We start from the raw sequence: 19,075 nt of genomic DNA on the forward strand, positions 1-19,075 counted from the left end.
CCGTGACCGGTGATCTGTTGGCTCCGCTGCTGAACCTGCCCGGGGTGGCCGACGCGGCCGAACAGGTCCGCGATGCGCTGAGCAAGGCGCACCGGCACCGCGCGAACTTGCGTGGCTGGCCGGTCACCGCCGCGGAGGCGTCGCTGCGTGCCGCGCGGGCCTCGGCAGTGCTCGACGGCGGGGCCATGCAACTCGACGAGAACTCGGCCAGCGAACCGGTGTTCGCCGGCGCCTTGCGCGTTGCACAGGCGCTGGAAGGCGGCGGTACCAGCCTCATCGGAGTGTGGCAGCGCGCACCACTTCAGGCACTCGCAAAGCTGCACATGCTCGCGGCCGCCGATCTGGTCGACGACGAATCCCAGCTGGGTCGTCCGCGAGCGGTCCCGGAGATCCATGCCCGTCTTGACCTGTTGGTCCGGTTGATCACCGGCCCGACCGTGGTGCCCGCGCCGGTGTTATCGGCTGTCGCGCACGGTGAGCTGCTGGCGTTGGCTCCGTTCGGCACCGCCGACGGTGTGGTGGCGCGTGGGGTGGCCAGGTTGGTGACGATCGGCAGCGGCTTGGACCCGCACGGGCTCGGCGTCCCCGAAGTGCTGTGGATGCGCCGCGCTGCGGAGTACCGCACCGCGGCGGAGGGCTTTGCCTCCGGCTCGGAAAAGGGACTGGCCGAGTGGCTGCTGATGACGTGCCGTGCGCTGCAGGCCGGCGCCAGGGAAGCTGAGTCGATCGCCAACGCCAAGGATCAGGCCGGGCGGAAATAACCTCCGCGGCACAACAATTCAGGCCTCAGCGTGATGAGAAACGGGCGACCAGCCGCCCGTACAGCATGAAGCGGGCGGCGATCCGAATGTATTCGGCGCGCCGCCCGCTAGCACGGACTTCCGGTTACCATGCGTGCGACGGTGGGCTGCGTGGGTCGGCCTCGGCGATCTTGCGAAGCTCGTCGGCTGAGACCCCGCCCAAGGGGTCGTGGTAGCCGATTCACTTATCGCAATTACGCAGGCCCGCAACACTTCTGCCATTATCGCGGCTGTGGCTCCGCGTGGGTGCCGGGGTCCGTGCTGGGTAGCCGGGTGGGGGAGTCCGAGCCTTCTCTTCCGGGTCGACCTTGGCCCTACCAAGCTTCCGTGCTTCCTTTGTACTCCGTGACCCCGGTCACATCAAGGGCCATCGCGAAGAAGTTGGTCAGCGACTCCGGATCGTTATGGCGCCGAACCGCTCAGAACTGGTCAGACCGCGAACCGGCGCAGCAACGCATACGTCAGCGCCCCGGCCGCAAGGGCGCTGATCCCCACCGCGGCGGTGGTGGCGACGGCCGCACCCGATGGTGCGGGTAACCGGTCTCGCAGCGAGACGGGCTTGCTGAAGGTCACCACCGGCCAGTCCCGCGCCGCCGCCTCACGGCGCAGTCCCCGGTCGGGGTTGACCGCGGTGGGGTGCCCGACCGATTCCAGCATCGGCACGTCGGTGATGGAATCCGAATAGGCGTAACAGTGTTCGAGCGCATACCCCTCGCGATCCGCGAGTTCGCGGATCGCATGCACCTTGCCTTCGCCGTAGCAGTAGAACTCGACCTCGCCGGTGTACTTGCCGTCCTCCACGACCATGCGGGTGGCCATCGCATGCGTGGCGCCCAGGGCCCGCGCGATGGGCGCGACGATCTCTTCACCGGAGGCCGAGACGACGACGACATCGCGTCCGCAGAGCTTGTGGTCGGCAATGAGCTCGGCGGCCTCGGCGAAGACCAACGGATCGACAATTTCGTGCAACGTTTCGCCGACTACCGACTTGACCTGTTCCACATCCCACCCGGTGCACATACTGGTGACATATGAGCGCATTCGATTCATCTGGTCGTGGTCGGCGCCCGACATCAGGAACAGAAACTGTGCGTAGCTGGATTTGAGGACGGCGCGCCGATTGAGCAGTCCCTGATCGAAGAAGGGTTTGCTGAATGCGAGTGTGCTGGATTTGGCGATGACGGTCTTGTCGAGATCAAAGAACGCCGCCGTCCGAGTGGGAGCGCCGTGGGGGGCGCGACTTTGCGGGTTTGTTAGCTGCGGGGCGTCCTGATCGGAAGCGGTCACCGTCTCAGGATAGGGCCGACCGTGACACCACCCTGATTAGTGTTCAAACTGGCAGTTCAAGCCACCTGTCGGAGACTGCAATTCTGCAGTGATAGTCGCCCAACTTGTTACCTAGTGAGACTTGCATCAGGGCCTGAGGTCGTGTGTATAGTGAGCATTACTCGGCTTATGCCGGGTGTGCATCAGCCCGACCCCCCGGGGCTGATACACGACGACCTCCGCCTCCTCCCCCCCTGGCGGGGGTCGTCCCTTTTGTGGGGGTAGTTCGCCAGTTTTCGGCGCTAGCGCTTCGCGAAATCCAGAACCCTATTTCCGGTCTAGACCTTTGCGCGCGCAATTTCATCCACAGTTCGAACCTTGTGCACATTCGCTGAAACTGCGGTGGTGCGCTCATTGGGTGACGGTGCACCGTTGAGCGATGAACAGCACAGCGGCCGTCCTGGCGCTCATTTCTGATCCGGCGCTGCGGGATGAAGTCGATCGGGTGGCGGCCGCTGTCGGTGTCCAGGTGATCCATCTCGGGCCGACAGTCCCGGTCAGTCGCAAGACCTGGTCGGCGGCTGCCGCGGTGGTTCTCGACGACGCAGGCGCCGATCGCTGCGGTGCGGCGCTGCTGCCGCGCCGGTCCGCAGTGTTCCTGCTGGTCAGCGACGAGCCAGGTAGCGCCATCTTCCAGGTCGCGATAACTATTGGCGCACAACAGATACTGATGTTGCCGAGCCAGGCCGGCGACCTTGTCCGCGGTATCGCGGCCGCCGCCGACACCGGCCGGTCCGATCGGCGGCGCGGCGAGGTGGTCGCGGTGATCGCCGGCCGAGGCGGCGCCGGGGCGTCCCTGTTCGCCGCCGCCATGGCGAAAGGTGCGGCAGAAGCCCTGCTCATCGACCTCGATCCATGGAGCGGTGGCATCGACCTCCTGCTCGGCGGCGAAGCGGCGACAGGTCTGCGTTGGCCCGATCTCGCCATACAGGGCGGCAGGCTCGATTGGGCGGCAGTGCGAGACGCGCTGCCCCGCCATCGCGGTGTCAGCGTGTTGTCGAGCACCCGGCGTGAGCACGAGCCTGTCGCAGGCACCGTCGACGCCGTCATCGAGGCCGGCCGCCACGGCGGTGCCACCGTGGTGTGTGATCTGCCCCGGCGGTTGACCGACGCGGCGGTGACGGCTCTGGACACCGCCGATCTGGTGGTCTTGGTCACGCAGTGCGATGTGCGGGCATGTGCGTCCACCGCCGCGATGGCTCCCGCGTTGGCTGCCACCAACCCGAACATCGGATTGGTGGTGCGCGGCCCATCTCCCGGCGGGTTGAGCGCGCTCGATGTCGGCGAGATCGTCGGTTTGCCCGTGCTCGCGGCGATGCGTCCGGAACCGCTCCTGGCCGAGAAGTTGGAGCGAAGTGGTCTGCAGCTGCGGACGCGCTCACCGTTGGCCGTCGCCGCCGCGCAGGTCCTCGCGGTGCTGCGGCAACACCCCCATAGCGGTGCCGTCCTGCAGGAGCCGGCCGCATGAGCGCCTCACTGATCGAGCGTGTGCGCGAGCGGCTGGCCGCCGAACCGGCCGCCGAATCGGGCAGGCTGCGGCCCAACGTGGTGGCGCAGGCGATCCGCGCGGAATCAGGCGGTGTTCTTGGCGACACCGAGGTCTTGAGCAACCTGCGGATACTGCAAACCGAGCTCACCGGTGCGGGCATTCTCGAACCCCTACTCGCCGGCCCTGGCACGACAGATGTCCTGGTGACGGCTCCGGATTCAGTCTGGGTAGACGATGGAAACGGTTTGCGGCGCAGCTCGATTGGGTTCGCTGATGAAGATGCGGTCCGCCGGCTCGCGCAGCGGCTGGCCCTCGCTGCAGGCCGGCGCCTAGACGACGCCCAACCGTGGGTCGACGGACTGCTCACCGGTATAGCTGGCGGTCGGTTGACGGTACGTCTGCATGCGATTCTGCCGCCGGTCGCGGTGGCAGGTACCTGCATATCGCTGCGGCTGCTGCGACCCGCCACCCAGGATCTGGCCGCGCTGTCCGCCGCCGGGGCCATCGCGCCCCCAGCTGCGGTGATCCTGCGCGATGTCATGGCGGCCCGGTTGGCGTTCCTGGTGTCCGGCGGTACCGGCGCAGGCAAGACAACACTGTTGTCCGCCTTGCTCGGGTCGATCCCTGCCGAGGAACGCATCGTGTGCGTGGAGGACGCCGCCGAACTGGCACCCCCGCATCCGCATCTGGTCACCTTGGTGGCCAGGGGCGCCAACGTCGAAGGCGCCGGCGAGGTCACGGTGCGTCAGCTCGTCCGGCAGGCATTGCGGATGCGGCCGGACCGCATTGTCGTCGGTGAAGTCAGGGGCGCCGAGGTCGTCGACCTGCTGGCGGCCTTGAACACCGGACACGACGGCGGCGCGGGCACGGTCCACGCCAACAGCCCAGCCGAGGTACCGGCCAGATTGGAAGCGCTCGGCGCCCTGGGCGGTTTGGATCGGGCCGCGCTGCACAGCCAGCTCTCCGCCGCGGTGCAAGTCCTGCTGCATATGGCCCGGACCGGCGACGGACGGCGACGGCTGGCCGAGATCGCTGTCCTGGACCGGACGCCAGGCGCCGTCGAGTGCCGCACGGTCACCGTGTGGCACGCCGACGACGGGACCGGCCCGGGTGCCGACGATTTCCAGCGCCTGGTTCGGCAACGGATGTCGCTATGAACGTTTTCGCCATCAACGACGTCGGACTCACGGTCGCGGCGGTCGCCCTGGCGGTAGCGCTGCTGATCATTCCTGGCTCACCGCGGCGCAGGTTGATCGCTCCGCAGCACCGGAGTTCGGCGCGGCTTCTGCTGTGGGTGGGCACGCCTGCGATTCCGGTTGTGGCGCTATGTGTGCCCCTGGCAACGACTTTGGCTGCTGCATGGGTGTGTGTGACCCTGCTGCTGCGGCACCGAAGACGGGTTGGCAAACAGCGGACCACTACGGAAGGGCGGGCGCTGCAGGGTGCGCTGGAGGTGTTGGTCGGCGAGCTTCGAGTCGGTGCACACCCGGTGCGGGCTTTCGATCTCGCTGCGGCGGAGACCGGAGGAACAGTCGGTGGCGCCTTCCGTTCGGTGGCCGCCCGCGCCGGGCTCGGCGCCGACGTATCCGCGGGTTTACGGGCAGTGGCGGCACGGTCGGAACTCACCTACGAATGGGACCGGCTGGCGGTGTTCTGGCAGCTCGGTGCCCAGCACGGGTTGGCAATCTCCACTCTCATGCGGGCTGCGCAGCTGGATATTATTGAACGGCAACGCTTTTACGCTCGACTCGAAGCGGGGATGGCAGGCGCCAGGGCGACGGCGGTCATCCTCGCTGGGCTGCCGGTGCTTGGCGTGGTGCTCGGTGAACTGATCGGCGCGGCACCGCTGGCATTCCTGTCGGGTGGGGGAGTCGGCGGCGTGTTCCTCGTGGCCGGAGTCGGGTTGTTATGCGTCGGGCTGTGGTGGGCCGACCGCATCACCGATCGGCTGACGACATGAGTGCCGCGGCGTTGGCACTAGCGCTGGCCCTACTGATCGGCGGCGGCCCGACACAGGTCCGGCGCCGGGCGGGAATCGCTCGGCCACAGAATCTTTCGACCCGGCGGGCGGCTCGGATCGATCCGCTCGCGGAAGCGGCCAGCCTTGATGTTCTCGCCGTCTGCCTGGGCGCCGGGATGGCGGTTCCTGCGGCTGTGCGGGCGACCGCACTGTCGGCACCACCGCAACTGGCCGCGTTGCTGCGACGCGCGAGTGACCTGTTGGCGCTTGGTGCAGACCCGGTGACAGCCTGGACGCCGCCCGATGACGAGATCGGTGGTGCCGGCGCAGTGGCACTGATGCGGCTGGCCCGCCGCTCGGCGTCCTCCGGTGCGGTGCTGGCCCGTGGGGTGGCGGAGTTGGCCGCCGAAACCCGGCACGACGTCGACCACACCGCGACCGCGGCGGCCGAGCGGGCGTCGGTGATCATCGCCGGTCCGCTCGGGCTGTGCTTCCTGCCCGCCTTCATCTGTCTTGGGCTCGTTCCCGTGATTGCGGGCCTTGCCTCAGATGTGCTCGGAGCCGGCCTGCTGTGACGGGTCGGTCTTCGGATATCCATTCAGCGAATAGAGAGAGGAAAACTATTGACGAACAACATGATTCAGAGGATTCGTCAGCGGTTGACGCTACTTGTCGTCGACGAGACGGGAATGTCGACGGTCGAGTACGCCATCGGCACCATCGCCGCGGCAGCTTTCGGTGCCATCCTGTACACCGTGGTCACCGGCGACTCGATCGTCGGGGCGCTGACGAATATCATCACCCGCGCGCTGAATACCAACGTCTAGCCGGCGATGACGGGGCAGGCACCGTCGAGGCCGCCCTGGCGATCGCAGCGCTGGTCGTCGTATTGGTGCTGTGCGTCAGCGGGATTAGCGCGGTCAGCGCGCAACTCCGGTGCATCGACGCCGCCCGCGAAGCGGCGCGGTTGGCGGCCAGGGGGGATGAAGCAGCGTCGGCAGTCGCGGTACGCACCATCGCGCCGGCCGGTGCCGCATTGCGGCTCCGGGTCGACGGCGGTTTTGTGGTGGCGACCGTCAGCACCAGGGCGGCGCTGTTGCCGGGGATCACGATTTCGGCGGACGCGGTCTCGGCTTCGGAAGCTACGGGCTGACGGGGAATCCGAGCGCGGGGCGGCGAGCGTATTGGCCGCGGTGTTCATTGCCATCGCGCTGACGGTTACCTACGGCGGTGTCTATCTGGGTGCGGTGGTGATGGCTCGTCACCGCGCCCAGGGCGCTGCCGACCTCGCTGCGCTCGCCGGGGCGAATAGTTTGCCAGCAGGACGCGAGCAAGCTTGTGCCCAAGCGGATGCGGTGGCGAGGGCGATGAACGCGTCGGTAGCACAGTGCACAGTGGATGCCCTCGACGTCGTCGTCACGGTCGAAGTTGCGGTGGGGTTTGCTCGAGGGGGCGTCGGACCGGCGCGTGCCGGCGCTCGCGCGGGGCCACCAACTGGCTAAGTCGCAGTGTCTCTTCGCCATCCGCCGATGGCCACGTTCGCTCGTGACAGTAAAGTGAACTGTGCTCAGCGGTGGGTGGGCGCGCCTGCGCATCGACTTGTGATCTGCGACGAGACCGGCGGCGCCGTCGCCAAATGGGGATGCTGGCGGCCGATCCGGCGCCGGAGTCGACCGCCCCAGCGATCACTGTTTGAATAGCTGGCCGGCTCCGGTAGTACCGGATTCGCTACCCGGTGTCGATAAGCACAACCGGTGATGGGCGCTGGAGTCGAAGATGGCCGCTGGCCACCGCACAGTCGATGCATAGAGTTCGTCTTCCGTCGACGCTTCTGAATCGACACATGTCAGCGTGACTGCTCAATCGTGTGTTAGCTGAACGGCTTGCGCGCATGCCGTCGGCACGGTATTTTTCGGCTGCAGCCCAACCGGTCGGGACAGCGAACGGAGCGCTTTCCTCGACCGTCCGATGCACGTATTGCAGTGTTTGCCGCGCCCAATTGGGTCGTCGACCGTCGAGGGGTCGGTCGTCAACCCAGAGCGGCGAGCACCATGCCGAGGACGGTGATGGCTCCGGCCTTGTCAAGAGGATCGTTGCCGCTACCGCACTTGGGTGATTGCACACACGACGGGCAGCCTGCCGGACATTCACACGACGCAATGGCCGCCGCCGTAGCACCAAGCCACATCGTCGCCTGCTGGTATCCGCGCTCTGCGAAGCCCGCACCTCCAGGGTGACCGTCATAGACGAACACCGTCGGCAGACCCTCCGGACCGACAGCGGTGGACAGCCCGCCGATATCGCCCCGGTCGCAACTGGCCACCAACGGCAGCAGTCCGATCGCCGCGTGTTCTGCTGCGTGCAGCGAACCGGGTATCCGCAATTCGTCGATCCCGTTGCGCGCCAGCGCCTCCGGGGTCAGCGTATACATCGCGGCAACGGTCGGCAGGGTGCTGGTCGGCATATCGAGTTCCACGAAGTCGATCACTTCGCCGGCCAGTGTGCGTCGCAGAAACCCGACCACCGTATGGGAGACGGCGACCGGCACCAGACCGAGACCGATATCGCCCAACGTGGTGCGCGCCCCGGTACCGGTCACCGAGATATCTGTCAGCTCACGCGCAAACGTCGTGTAGCCGGGGTCCTCGGCGTGGACGAACGCCACTGCCGCTTCGAAGTCCAGCGAATCGACCAGATAGGTCTCACCCTGGTGCAGGTAGACCGCGCCCGGATGCACGGTGGCCGGCGCCTGACCCGCGCTGACACCGCCCAGTATCCGGCCCGTTCCGGTTTCCAGGATGGCGATCTGGCCGCCTGTCGAGCCGCGGATATCGACCGCGGGGTGCGGGTCGACGCCCGGTGCCGGGTAGTACTTGCCTGCCCGGCGGCGCAGCAACCCGTCGTCGACAAGGGCCGCGGCCACCGCGTCGGCGTCCCAGCTGCGCACCTCGGCGTCGTCGACGGGTAGTTCGGCTGCCGCGCAGAGCAACTGAGGGCCAAGTACGTACGGGTTGGTGGGATCGATGACGACCCGCTCGATGGGTTTGTCCAGCAGGGCGGCCGGGTGGTGGACGAGGTAGGTGTCCAGCGGGTCGTCGCGGGCGATGAGCACGATCAGAGCGCCCTGTCCTCGGCGTCCCGACCGACCCGCCTGCTGCCAGAACGACGTGACGGTGCCGGGGAAGCCGGCCATCACCACGGCGTCCAGTCCCGCGATATCGACACCGAGTTCGAGTGCGTTGGTGGTGGCCAGGCCCCGCAACTCACCGTCGAGCAGGGCCCGCTCGAGCGCGCGGCGGTCTTCGGCGAGGTAGCCGGCCCGGTAGGACGCGACCTTGCCCGCGAGTTCGGGGGCAATCTCTGCCAACCGCGTCCGCGCGCCGAGCGCGGTCAGTTCCGCGCCGCGCCGCGATCGGACGAACGTCAAGGTGCGCGCCCCTTCGGCCATCAGATCGGCCATCACCCTGGCCGCCTCGGCACCGGCCGAGCGTCGCACCGGCGCGCCGTTCTCGCCGGAAATGTCGGTGCGTAGCGCGGGTTCCCATAGTGCGACTGTCCGTGCGCCCTGCGGGGATCCGTCGTCGGTGACCTCGGCGACGGTACTGCCGATCAGCTCCGCTGCGGTCTGACCCGGCGATGCGGTGGTGGCGCTGGCGAAGATGACGGTCGGCCCGGCGTCCTGGCGTGTGGAGTACCGCGTCGCCAACCGGAGCAGCCTGCGCAGCACCATTGCCACGTTGGAGCCGAAAATCCCACGGTAGTAATGACATTCGTCGACCACGACATAGCGCAGGCCGCGGAGGAAGACCGCCCACCTGGCGTGGTTGCGCAGCATCGACAGGTGGATCATGTCCGGATTGGAGAACAGCCATCGCGAGCGTTCGCGGGCGAACCGCCTGACCTCAGAAGGACTGTCGCCGTCATACGACGTCGGCGCGACATCGGCGAGCTGCGGGATCGCCGTCGTCAGCGCGTGGGCGGTGCGCAACTGGTCATGACCGAGCGCTTTGGTGGGGGCCAAATACAAGGCCCTGGCCCGCGGATCGGCAGCCAGGGCCGTCAGGATCGGTAGTTGGTAGGCCAGCGATTTCCCCGATGCGGTACCGGTACTGATCACCACGTGGCGACCGTGATGAGCGAGCTCGGCGGCGTCAGCCTGATGCGACCATGGCGCGCTGATACCTCGCTCGGTGAAAGCGTGCACCACTGCCGGATCCGCCCACTGCGGCCAGTCCTTCCTACGGCCCTGCCGCGGTGGCAATTCGGCGATATGACGGACCGGATGCTCATGACCGTCGGTGCCCGAAATGGCAGCCGAGAGCAGGTCGCTGCCGAAGTTCGCCGTCACAGGACTGAATTGTTCACCAGTTGGTTGCAATCAGGCTCACGCGGCAGCTCAGATCATGATTTGATAAACACGGTCGCAGCTTCTGTGTGGTGTCAAAGCTTTCGCAGGATCGACGTTGCGATCGCGGTTCCTGCGAAGGATGCGGTCGGAACGGGCCCGGTGCACCGGAAGTCGGTGGGCCGCACCCGGTATGTACAAGGTTAGGAAAGATCGAGAGATGCCACAGGGAACTGTGAAGTGGTTTAACGCGGAAAAGGGCTTCGGTTTCATTGCCCCCGAGGACGGCTCCGCCGACGTTTTCGTCCACTACACGGAAATTCAGGGCAGCGGCTTCCGCACCCTGGAAGAGAATCAGAAGGTCGAGTTCGAGGTCGGCCAGAGCCCCAAGGGGCCACAGGCCACGGGCGTTCGCGCAGTCTGAACGAACCGTATCGACGAAACTCCCCCGACAGTCCCCAGCACAGGGCATCGCCGGGGGTGTTTTCGTTTGACTGGTCTTCTTGCAGGCCTGCCGTCGCAGTATGTGGGGTCAGCTGGCTTACTGTCGTGACGTGAGTCAGCTGTCCTTCTTCTCGGCTGAGTCGGTGCCCCCTGCGGTCACCGACCTCACCGGGATGCTCGCAGCCGCCGGCCAGGTGGTGCTCGTCGGGACGGGCGCGCGGCTGTCGGTGGTCGTCGACCGACCCTGGCGGGCCAGCGCCCTGGCCGAGATGATCAGCGAGGCCGGCTTGGTGCCTGAGATCAGCCGCACCGACGAGGACACCCCATTAATAAGGACAGCGGTCGACCCGCTGTTGGTGTCGATCGCGCGTCAATGGACCAGGGGTGCGGTCAAGACCGTCCCACCGCAGTGGCTGCCGGGCCCTCGTGAGCTCAGGGCATGGACCTTGGCCGCCGGTTGTCCGGAAGCCGATCGCTACCTGCTCGGGCTGGATCCGCACGCTCCCGATACACATTCCACCCTCGCGTCGGCTCTGATGCGAGTTGGGATCGCACCAACCTTGATCGGTACTAGAGGGTCTAGTCCAGCGTTGCGGATCAGCGGCCGCAGAAGGCTATCGCGCCTGGTAGAGAACGTGGGGGAACCACCAGACGATGATGAAGCGTTCACGCAATGGCCACGGGTTTGAGTGCCTTTGGACAGCGTTTGGCCGGGGAGTCGGTTTGCGTAGGCGGGTCCACAATGCAAAATTGGCAGTTGCCCGCCCGGGCGAAAGGCCTTAAAGCATGACAAAAGTAGTGGTTGGAGCGTAAGCGGAGTTGGCTGATGATGGCCCACGCGGCAATAGCAACGGGGTGACTCGACGTCTGGTGATCGTCGAGTCGCCTACCAAAGCGCGCAAAATCGCTCAGTATCTCGGCGCCAACTACATTGTCGAGTCGTCTCGCGGCCACATCAGGGACCTGCCGAGGGCCGCTGCTGACGTCCCGGCCAAGTACAAGTCCGAACCCTGGGCCCGCCTCGGTGTGAACGTCGACGCCGACTTCGAGCCGCTCTACATCATCAGCCCGGATAAAAAGGCCACGGTCGCCGAACTCAAGAGCCTGCTCAAAGACGTCGACGAGCTCTATCTGGCCACAGACGGTGACCGCGAGGGCGAGGCCATCGCCTGGCACCTGCTGGAAACCCTCAAACCGCGCATCCCGGTCAAGCGGATGGTGTTCCACGAGATCACCGAATCGGCTATCCGGGCCGCCGCTGACGACCCTCGTGACCTGGACATCGACCTGGTAGACGCACAGGAAACCCGGCGCATCCTGGACCGGCTCTACGGTTACGAAGTCAGCCCGGTGCTGTGGAAGAAAGTCGCGCCCAAGCTCTCGGCGGGCCGCGTGCAGTCGGTGGCCACCCGCGTCATCGTCCAGCGTGAACGCGAGCGGATGGCGTTCCGCAGTGCCGGCTACTGGGATATCGCGGCTCAGCTCGACGCCAGTGTCTCCGACCCCAACGCGCAGCCACCGGTGTTCTCTGCCCGGTTGGTATCCGTTGACGGATTGCGGGTGGCGACCGGTCGCGATTTCGATTCTCTTGGCGCGGTCCGCAAGCCCGCCGAGGTAGTGGTGCTCGACGAATCCAGCGCTGGTGCCCTGGTCACCGGCCTGCGCGGGGCAACCTTGACGGTGGCATCGGTCGAGGAGAAGCCCTACACCCGCAAGCCGTATGCGCCGTTCATGACCTCGACGCTGCAGCAGGAGGCGGGCCGCAAGCTGCGCTTCACCTCCGAGCGCACGATGAGCGTCGCGCAGCGGTTGTATGAGAACGGCTACATCACTTACATGCGTACCGACTCGACGACGCTGTCGCAGACGGCTATCGATGCGGCCCGTAACCAGGCCCGTCAGCTCTATGGCGAGGAGTATGTCCACCCGTCGCCCCGCCAGTACACCCGCAAGGTGAAGAACGCTCAGGAGGCGCACGAGGCCATCAGGCCGGCCGGTGAGGTGTTCGCTACCCCCGACGGTGTGCGCCGTGAGCTGGAAAACGACGAATTCCGGCTCTATGAGTTGATCTGGCAGCGCACCGTGGCCTCGCAGATGGCCGACGCGCGCGGCACCACCTTGAGCCTGCGGATCGGCGGCGACTCGGCCGATGGTCGGTCGGTCGTGTTCAGTGCCAGCGGGCGCACGCTCACCTTCGCCGGCTTCCTCAAGGCCTACGTGGAGACTGTCGACGACCAGGCCGGTGGCGAGGCCGACGACGCCGAGAGCCGGCTGCCGCAGCTCACCAAGGGTCAGCGGGTCACCGCCGATCAGCTCACCCCCGACGGGCATTCGACCAACCCTCCTGCCCGATTCACCGAGGCATCGCTGATCAAGACGCTCGAAGAGCTGGGGATCGGCCGCCCGTCGACATATTCGTCGATCATCAAAACCATCCAGGACCGCGGCTACGTGCACAAAAAGGGCAGCGCCCTGGTGCCGTCCTGGGTCGCGTTCGCGGTGATCGGCCTGCTCGAGCAACATTTCGGTCGTCTGGTCGACTACGACTTCACCGCCGCCATGGAAGACGAGCTCGACGAGATCGCCTCGGGTCACGAGCGAAGGACCAACTGGCTCAACAACTTCTACTTTGGCGGCGAACACGGTGTCGAGGGTTCGATCGCGCGTGCCGGCGGCTTGAAGAAGCTGGTCGGCGGCAACCTGGAAGAGATCGACGCCAGGTTGGTCAACTCCATCAAACTCTTTGACGACGCCGAGGGGCGTGCCATCAACGTCAGGGTCGGCCGCAATGGTCCGTACCTGGAGCGGATGATTGCCGATCCTGACTCGCCCGACGGTGAACTCAAGCCGCAACGGGCCAACCTCAACGATGAGCTCACCCCCGACGAGCTGACGCTGGAGCTGGCCGAAAAGCTCTTCTCCACACCGCAAGAGGGCCGCTCGCTGGGCATCGACCCGGAGTCCGGTCACGAGATTGTGGCCAAGGATGGCCGCTACGGCCCGTACGTCACCGAGGTGCTGCCGGCCCCCGCTGAAGCTGAGGTGCCGCCGGAGGATCCGGGTGCGGCGCCGGCTAAGAAAGCCAAGAAGCCACCGCCGGGACCCAAGCCGCGGACGGGTTCGCTGCTGCGCAGCATGGATCTGGAGACGGTCACCCTCGAGGATGCGCTCAAGCTGCTGTCGCTGCCGCGCGTCGTCGGCGTCGATCCGGCAGGAGGTGAGGAGATCACCGCGCAGAACGGCCGTTACGGCCCGTATTTGAAGCGCGGCACCGACTCTCGCTCACTGGCGAACGAAGACCAGATGTTCACCATCGATCTCGATGAGGCGCTGAAGATTTACTCGGAGCCGAAACGCCGTGGTGGACAGGGTGCTTCGGCGCCACCGCTGCGTGAGCTCGGCACCGATCCGGTCTCCGAGAAGCCGATGGTGATCAAGGACGGCCGGTTCGGTCCGTACGTCACCGACGGTGAGACCAACGCCAGTCTGCGCAAGGGTGATGACGTGCTGTCGATCAGCGATGCCAGGGCGTCCGAGCTGCTCGCCGACCGCCGGGCCCGTGGCCCCGCGAAGAAGACCGCGCGGAAAGCACCAGCCAAGAAGGCCGCCGCCAAAAAGGCACCGGCCAAAAAGGCACCGGCGAAGAAGGCCTGATCTAGCCAGCAGCTAGGTTTGGCGCGAATACTCGCTGGGCACAGCCAGTTTCATCGGCCGCGCCAGCTGGGTGGGTGCAATTCGGCCACGCAGGTTGACGATCTCGCCGACGTTCCAGCACAGCGCCTCGGAGTCCAGCGCACCGCTGACAGCATTGGCCGATGCCAAGACGTGGCCGTTCTCCAGTTTGGCCAGTTCGGTGAGCCTGGCGGCCTCGTTGACCGGGTCGCCGATGACGGTGTACTCGAAGCGGGCCTGCGCCCCGATATGCCCGGCGATCGCCCGGCCGGCGGATACCCCGATTCCGAACTCGGTACCACCGAGGACGGTGACCAGCTCGTCATGCAACTCGCGGGCGGCGGCCAGCGCGGCCCCGGCACCGTCGGGATGTTCGATGGGCGCGCCGAAGACGCACAGCGCGGCGTCACCCTGGAATTTGTTCACGAACCCGCCGTGGCGGGCCACGGTGTCGACGACCACCCGGAAGAATTCGTTGAGCAACACGACCACCTCGGCGGGATCGCGGGTCGCGGCCAAGTGGGTGGAACCGACCAGGTCGACAAACAGCACGGCGACATCACGTTCCTGGCCGCCGAGCTCGGTACCGCGCTCCAGGGCGCGACGGGCGACATCTTCACCGACGTAGCGTCCGAACAGGTCGCGCAGTCGCTGCCGTTCGGACAACTCGCGGACCATGTCGTTGAAACCGGCCTGCAGCAGGCCCAGTTCGCTGGCGTCGTAGATCTGCATATGCGCGTTGTAGTTACCGCGCTGAACCTCACCGAGTGCCCACCTCAGCTGCCGCAGCGGGTCGGCGATCGACATGGCGACCAGGACAGTGCCCGCCAACCCGATCGCCAGCGCGGCCAGAGCCATCAGCAGGATCGGCGTCAGCGTCTTATCGGAGTTGGTCTGGAACAGCGACAGCTTGCCCGCGCCCACCGACAACACGATCGCCAGCAGGGGAACCCCGGTGCTCAATACCCAGGTCAGGACCTGGCGCAGGATGACACCGGGTGCGCGGAAATTCTCGGGCACCCCGCCGCGCAGCGCCGCGACGGCGACCGGCCGCAGCACCCGCTCGGACTGCAGGTAGCCGATGATCGCGGTCGCAGTGGCGCCCAGGCCTGTCGCGATCGCCAGCACAGGCGCGATGTGACTGGCCATCGACCAGCTGGCGATGATGAAGACAGCGCCGCCGATGCACCAGTTGACCAGGCTGATTGCCGTGCGGTAGATCGGCATCCGAAGAGCCCTGGTGCGCGCCAACGCGGTCGCTTCGTCTGATTGGGCGTCCGAGTCGGTCAACAGGCTGTCCCGGCGCTGCCAGCGCAGTACCGGGACCAGTAGCCGCAGGCTGATCAGCGAACCGATCGCGAAGGAGACCCCCAACACCGCGACGAAGATGGTCAGGTTGAGCGTCGGCAGGTCCTGGAGCTGGATCCGGTCTTCCGGGGGAAGGCCGAATCGCAGGAAGCCGAGGACGAACAGTGCACCGATGATGTCGGCCTGCAACATGCCCAGGCTGAACACCGGCCACGGCGTGCGGACGATCCAGCGGACGAATCCGTTGATTCGCCCCCTTGGTGCCGCCGCGGTGTTCACATCGCTAACCGTATCGGTCGGTGCGCGCCAAACTGAATCTTCGCGGACAGCTGGTGACCGGCAGTGTCACCGCTGACCACTAGTCTTGCGGTGATGTCAGGGGTTTTCGCGCGCTTGGTGGGCCAACACGCCGTCGAGGCGCAATTGGTGGCGGCTGCCACTGCTGCGCGCGGTGATGAGGCTCATAGTGGCGTCACTTCCGGATCCATGACACATGCGTGGCTGGTGACGGGTCCGCCCGGTTCGGGCCGCTCGGTTGCGGCCCTGTGCTTTGCTGCGGCCCTGCAATGCACGTCTGACGGCGTTCCTGGGTGCGGCCAGTGCCGATCGTGCACCACGACGATGGCAGGCACCCATGCCGATGTGCGCAGGATCATCCCCGAGGGGCTGTCCATCGGCGTCGACGAGATGCGCGCCATCGTGCAGATCGCATCCCGACGCCCCAGTACGGGACGTTGGCAGGTCGTGGTCGTCGAGGATGCCGACCGGCTGACCGAAGGCGCGGCCAACGCACTGCTCAAGGTGGTCGAGGAACCGCCACCGTCGACGGTGTTCCTGTTGTGTGCCCCGTCGGTGGATCCAGAAGACATCTCGGTCACGTTGCGGTCCCGGTGTCGGCACGTCGCCTTGGTGACACCGGGCGCGGACGCGATCGCTCAGGTACTGATCGAATCGGATGGGCTGAGCCCCGACGAGGCCCACTGGGCGGCGTCGGTCAGCGGCGGACATGTCGGTAGGGCCCGCCGGCTGGCCACCGATTCCGAGGCCAGGGACCGCCGGAAACGGGCGCTGAGTCTGGCACGGGACGCAGCCACCCCGTCACGCGCCTACGCCGCCGCCGAGGAACTGGTCGCCGCCGCTGATGTCGAGGCGAAGGCGCTGACCGAGGGCCGCAACGAATCCGAGGCCGAGGAACTGCGGACCGCCCTCGGTGCCGGTGGCACCGGCAAGGGCACCGCCGGAACCATGCGCGGTGCCGCCGGAGCGATCAAAGATCTTGAGAAACGCCAGAAGTCGCGACAGACCAGGGCGTCGCGTGATGCCCTTGACCGCGCTCTGATCGATCTGGCCACCTACTTCCGCGATGCGCTGTTCGTCGCCTCGGGTGCTGATTCCGTCGCCCCGAACCACCCGGATATGTCCGAGCGGGTCGCTGCGATGGCGGCCCATGCGTCACCGGAGAAGTTGTTGCGCTGTATCGAGGCGGTGCTGGAATGCCGTGACGCTCTGGCGACCAACGTCAAGCCGAAATTTGCCGTCGACGCGATGGTCGCCACTATGGGCCAGGCCTTGCTGGACTGAGTTTGGGCGGGTCGGTCGGCCTGCCGTAGACTCGTCCCGCCTGGTCGATGAGCGCTTGCGCGAAGAGCGTTGATGTAACCGGGCACGCCGCCCTAGCTCAGTCGGTAGAGCATCTCACTCGTAATGAGAAGGTCAGGGGTTCGATTCCCCTGGGCGGCTCCATTTAGCTGTTCAGCGTCTATTGGCGGCCCCCTGGCCGGCGGTGATGGAATATCCTGTCCGAGTGGCCGAAGTGACGTGGTGGCGATATGTCGTCACCGTGACCGGCAATGCACCCCAGAAAGACATCGCCACCGCGACGGGGATCGATCAATCCAGCATCTCCCGCTGGCAACGTGGTGCTAATTCCCCACGCGCAGAAGCAGTGGTTGCGCTTGCCCGGGCCTACGGTCGGTCGCCGGTGGAGGCCCTCGTCGCCGCGGGTTATCTGTCCAGCAGTGAAGTAGGCGTGGTGGAGCTGACCACACTCACCGGTGACCTGACCACAGTGTCGATCGATTCGTTGTTAAGTGAGATTCGGCGCCGGGTGCTCACCGCGAAGATCTCCGACGCTCAGTCCTGGCCGGTTGGCTGGTCCTCCGATAACCCGGGCGTGGGCCAACCTGAGGATGACGAGCAACGCCGCGATCTCCCCAGCTGATAGGTCTTCGGGCCGAACCCGGGACATCAGCTGCAACAGGTCCAGCCGCACGTTGTGGGTGTCCGGATCACTCATGTCGGCCCGCCTCGTCTCGAAAGAGTTTCTTAGAGAGTGCTTTTGGCGCGGCCATTGCTCGAGATCGCGCGAGGGGCTAACGCGGCCAAGGCGATATCACCGCCGTAGTGTTCGATGACACGGTGGTCCATGACCCGGCGCCAGAGCGGTGGAATCATGGCCAGCACCATCATCGTCCCGTACCCCGCGGGGAGTTGAGGTGCTTCGCCGGCATCGCGCAACGACTGGTACCGGCGCTGCGGGTTCGCATGATGATCCGAATGCCGCTGAAGATGGAACAAGAAGATGTTCATGACGATGGTATTGCTGTTCCAACTATGTGTGGGATTGACACGTTCGTAACGTCCGTCGGGCAGCTTTTGGCGCCGAAGTCCGTAATGCTCAAGGTAATTGACGGTCTCGAGTAGGCAAAAACCCACAATCGCCTGCCCCACCAGCCAGGGCAGCACGCCTGTGCCAAACCACGCCACCAAGACGGCGAACACAACGATGGTCAACAGCCAGGCACTGAGAATGTCATTACTCAGGCTCAGGCGCCGTCGTCCGATATGTGCGAGGCGTTTACTTTCGATGCGCCAGGCCGAGCGCAGGCCTCCCACTGCCGATCTGGGGATGAAGCGGTAAAGGCTCTCCCCGTAGAGCGCGCTTGCGGCGTCCTCAGGCGTGGCGACCCGCGTGTGGTGCCCTCGGTTGTGTTCGACGAAGAAGTGTCCGTATCCGGTCTGGGCAAGCGCCAGCTTGCTCAGCCGCCTCTCCAACCTGGTCCGGCGGTGACCCAACTCGTGCGCGGCGTTGATCGCGATGCCGCCGACCATCCCGACTGTGACCATCAGCCCGAGCTGATCGATGAAAGTCATTGTGAGCCAACCACCGCCACTCCACAGCCAGCATGCGAACGCCAGTGAGAGGTACTGCCCGGGCAGGTACAGATAGGTCACCCAGCGATAGAAGGCATCGTCCTTGAGCCATGTCAACGCACTATCTGACGGATTGTCCGTGTCCTGACCGACCAGTCGATCGAGCAGCGGCAGAATGCCTAGGGTCAAGACTGGTCCAGACCACCAGAATGCCGCGAGTCCGGTTGCCGATACCGACAGCCATGCCAGACCGGCAAGCCCAGGGACGATGGCGCCGAATAGCCATAGATATCGCTTGAGGTGGCTCCAGCTGCGACGGGCGGCTAGGTGGTGATCGTCGTCCAGCTGCGGATCGGATGGCATTAGGGATGCCATAGTTCTGCCCACCTTGCTGACGACGCAGTCAGGCATTCCTTAGCAAATGTTGCTGAGGGCTCCGCCGACCAATTTTACCGCTGAATGTATTAACGCAATATAACAGTTATTGACGCATATGCCCACTAGATGAAGCATGGCAAGGAAAGTTCTTATTATCAGGCCGGAAAACTAGTTCACCGGCCACGCTTCCACCTCGGCTG

Annotated in this window: 17 protein-coding genes and 1 tRNA gene; 14 read left to right on the top strand and 4 right to left on the bottom strand. The window is 65.8% G+C overall.

Annotation, left to right across the window (positions count from 1 at the left end; genetic code table 11):
• The first annotated feature begins 2 nt into the window (after positions 1–2).
• Positions 3–761, top strand: coding sequence for a Fic family protein (locus ADBZ9O_RS05325; RefSeq protein ID WP_526529087.1), 759 nt, complete (start codon positions 3–5; stop codon positions 759–761).
• A gap of 468 nt (positions 762–1,229) precedes the next feature.
• Here ADBZ9O_RS05325 and ADBZ9O_RS05330 read toward each other — a convergent pair whose 3' ends face one another.
• The gene (locus tag ADBZ9O_RS05330; RefSeq protein ID WP_526529089.1) at positions 1,230–2,087 is read right to left on the bottom strand and encodes an HAD-IB family hydrolase; all 858 of its coding nucleotides are present in this window, start codon (positions 2,085–2,087) and stop codon (positions 1,230–1,232) included.
• Between the two features lie 418 nt (positions 2,088–2,505).
• Here ADBZ9O_RS05330 and ssd point away from each other — a divergent pair, with 418 nt between their 5' ends.
• The 7 genes from ssd to ADBZ9O_RS05365 are packed head-to-tail and all read left to right on the top strand — an operon-like array spanning position 2,506 to position 7,077.
• Positions 2,506–3,594, top strand: a complete 1,089-nt coding sequence (gene ssd / locus ADBZ9O_RS05335) for a septum site-determining protein Ssd (protein WP_526529091.1) — start codon at positions 2,506–2,508, stop codon at positions 3,592–3,594.
• Complete coding sequence (locus tag ADBZ9O_RS05340) at positions 3,591–4,772, top strand: TadA family conjugal transfer-associated ATPase (RefSeq protein ID WP_526529093.1); 1,182 nt, start codon at positions 3,591–3,593, stop codon at positions 4,770–4,772. Before ssd ends, ADBZ9O_RS05340 begins: the two co-directional genes overlap by 4 nt.
• Complete coding sequence (locus ADBZ9O_RS05345; protein ID WP_526529095.1) at positions 4,769–5,575, top strand: type II secretion system F family protein; 807 nt, start codon at positions 4,769–4,771, stop codon at positions 5,573–5,575. Before ADBZ9O_RS05340 ends, ADBZ9O_RS05345 begins: the two co-directional genes overlap by 4 nt.
• Positions 5,572–6,150: a type II secretion system F family protein gene (locus ADBZ9O_RS05350; RefSeq protein ID WP_526529097.1), complete on the top strand. Its 579-nt coding sequence runs from the start codon at positions 5,572–5,574 to the stop codon at positions 6,148–6,150. The genes ADBZ9O_RS05345 and ADBZ9O_RS05350 overlap by 4 nt, the downstream gene beginning before the upstream one ends.
• A gap of 60 nt (positions 6,151–6,210) precedes the next feature.
• Positions 6,211–6,402, top strand: coding sequence for a DUF4244 domain-containing protein (locus ADBZ9O_RS05355; protein WP_526529099.1), 192 nt, complete (start codon positions 6,211–6,213; stop codon positions 6,400–6,402).
• Between the two features lie 35 nt (positions 6,403–6,437).
• Positions 6,438–6,728, top strand: coding sequence for a TadE family type IV pilus minor pilin (locus ADBZ9O_RS05360; protein WP_526532855.1), 291 nt, complete (start codon positions 6,438–6,440; stop codon positions 6,726–6,728).
• Between the two features lie 40 nt (positions 6,729–6,768).
• Positions 6,769–7,077 carry an Rv3654c family TadE-like protein gene (locus ADBZ9O_RS05365; protein ID WP_526529101.1) on the top strand — a complete coding sequence of 103 codons (309 nt, stop codon included), beginning with the start codon at positions 6,769–6,771 and terminating at the stop codon, positions 7,075–7,077.
• A gap of 527 nt (positions 7,078–7,604) precedes the next feature.
• Here the strand turns inward: ADBZ9O_RS05365 and sftH are convergent.
• On the bottom strand, positions 7,605–9,923 hold the full coding sequence (gene sftH, locus ADBZ9O_RS05370; RefSeq protein ID WP_526529103.1) for a DNA 3'-5' helicase SftH: 2,319 nt from the start codon (positions 9,921–9,923) through the stop codon (positions 7,605–7,607).
• A 217-nt stretch (positions 9,924–10,140) separates the two neighbouring features.
• Between sftH and ADBZ9O_RS05375 the strand changes: the two genes are divergently transcribed.
• From ADBZ9O_RS05375 to topA, 3 genes are all read left to right on the top strand, one after another.
• Positions 10,141–10,344: a cold-shock protein gene (locus tag ADBZ9O_RS05375; protein WP_006243848.1), complete on the top strand. Its 204-nt coding sequence runs from the start codon at positions 10,141–10,143 to the stop codon at positions 10,342–10,344.
• Positions 10,345–10,474: 130 nt separating this feature from the next.
• Positions 10,475–11,053 carry a hypothetical protein gene (locus tag ADBZ9O_RS05380; RefSeq protein WP_526529105.1) on the top strand — a complete coding sequence of 193 codons (579 nt, stop codon included), beginning with the start codon at positions 10,475–10,477 and terminating at the stop codon, positions 11,051–11,053.
• Positions 11,054–11,183: 130 nt separating this feature from the next.
• Positions 11,184–14,018, top strand: a complete 2,835-nt coding sequence (gene topA / locus ADBZ9O_RS05385; RefSeq protein ID WP_526529107.1) for a type I DNA topoisomerase — start codon at positions 11,184–11,186, stop codon at positions 14,016–14,018.
• Between the two features lie 12 nt (positions 14,019–14,030).
• Here topA and ADBZ9O_RS05390 read toward each other — a convergent pair whose 3' ends face one another.
• A complete protein-coding gene (locus ADBZ9O_RS05390) occupies positions 14,031–15,623 on the bottom strand; it encodes an adenylate/guanylate cyclase domain-containing protein (RefSeq protein WP_526529109.1) in 1,593 nt (530 codons plus the stop codon).
• A gap of 93 nt (positions 15,624–15,716) precedes the next feature.
• On the opposite strand from ADBZ9O_RS05390, the gene ADBZ9O_RS05395 reads away from it, so the two are divergent.
• The 3 genes from ADBZ9O_RS05395 (at position 15,717) to ADBZ9O_RS05405 (ending at position 17,565) form a co-directional block, all read left to right on the top strand.
• Positions 15,717–16,925 carry a DNA polymerase III subunit delta' gene (locus ADBZ9O_RS05395; RefSeq protein ID WP_526529111.1) on the top strand — a complete coding sequence of 403 codons (1,209 nt, stop codon included), beginning with the start codon at positions 15,717–15,719 and terminating at the stop codon, positions 16,923–16,925.
• An 86-nt stretch (positions 16,926–17,011) separates the two neighbouring features.
• Positions 17,012–17,087 (top strand) — tRNA-Thr (locus tag ADBZ9O_RS05400).
• A 61-nt stretch (positions 17,088–17,148) separates the two neighbouring features.
• The gene (locus ADBZ9O_RS05405; RefSeq protein ID WP_526529113.1) at positions 17,149–17,565 is read left to right on the top strand and encodes a helix-turn-helix domain-containing protein; all 417 of its coding nucleotides are present in this window, start codon (positions 17,149–17,151) and stop codon (positions 17,563–17,565) included.
• Between the two features lie 104 nt (positions 17,566–17,669).
• Here ADBZ9O_RS05405 and ADBZ9O_RS05410 read toward each other — a convergent pair whose 3' ends face one another.
• Positions 17,670–18,872 carry an alkane 1-monooxygenase gene (locus tag ADBZ9O_RS05410; RefSeq protein WP_526529115.1) on the bottom strand — a complete coding sequence of 401 codons (1,203 nt, stop codon included), beginning with the start codon at positions 18,870–18,872 and terminating at the stop codon, positions 17,670–17,672.
• Between the last annotated feature and the right edge of the window lie 203 nt (positions 18,873–19,075).

The organism is Mycobacterium sp. (genome assembly GCF_965229105.1).
In the GTDB taxonomy this organism is placed as follows: domain Bacteria; phylum Actinomycetota; class Actinomycetes; order Mycobacteriales; family Mycobacteriaceae; genus Mycobacterium.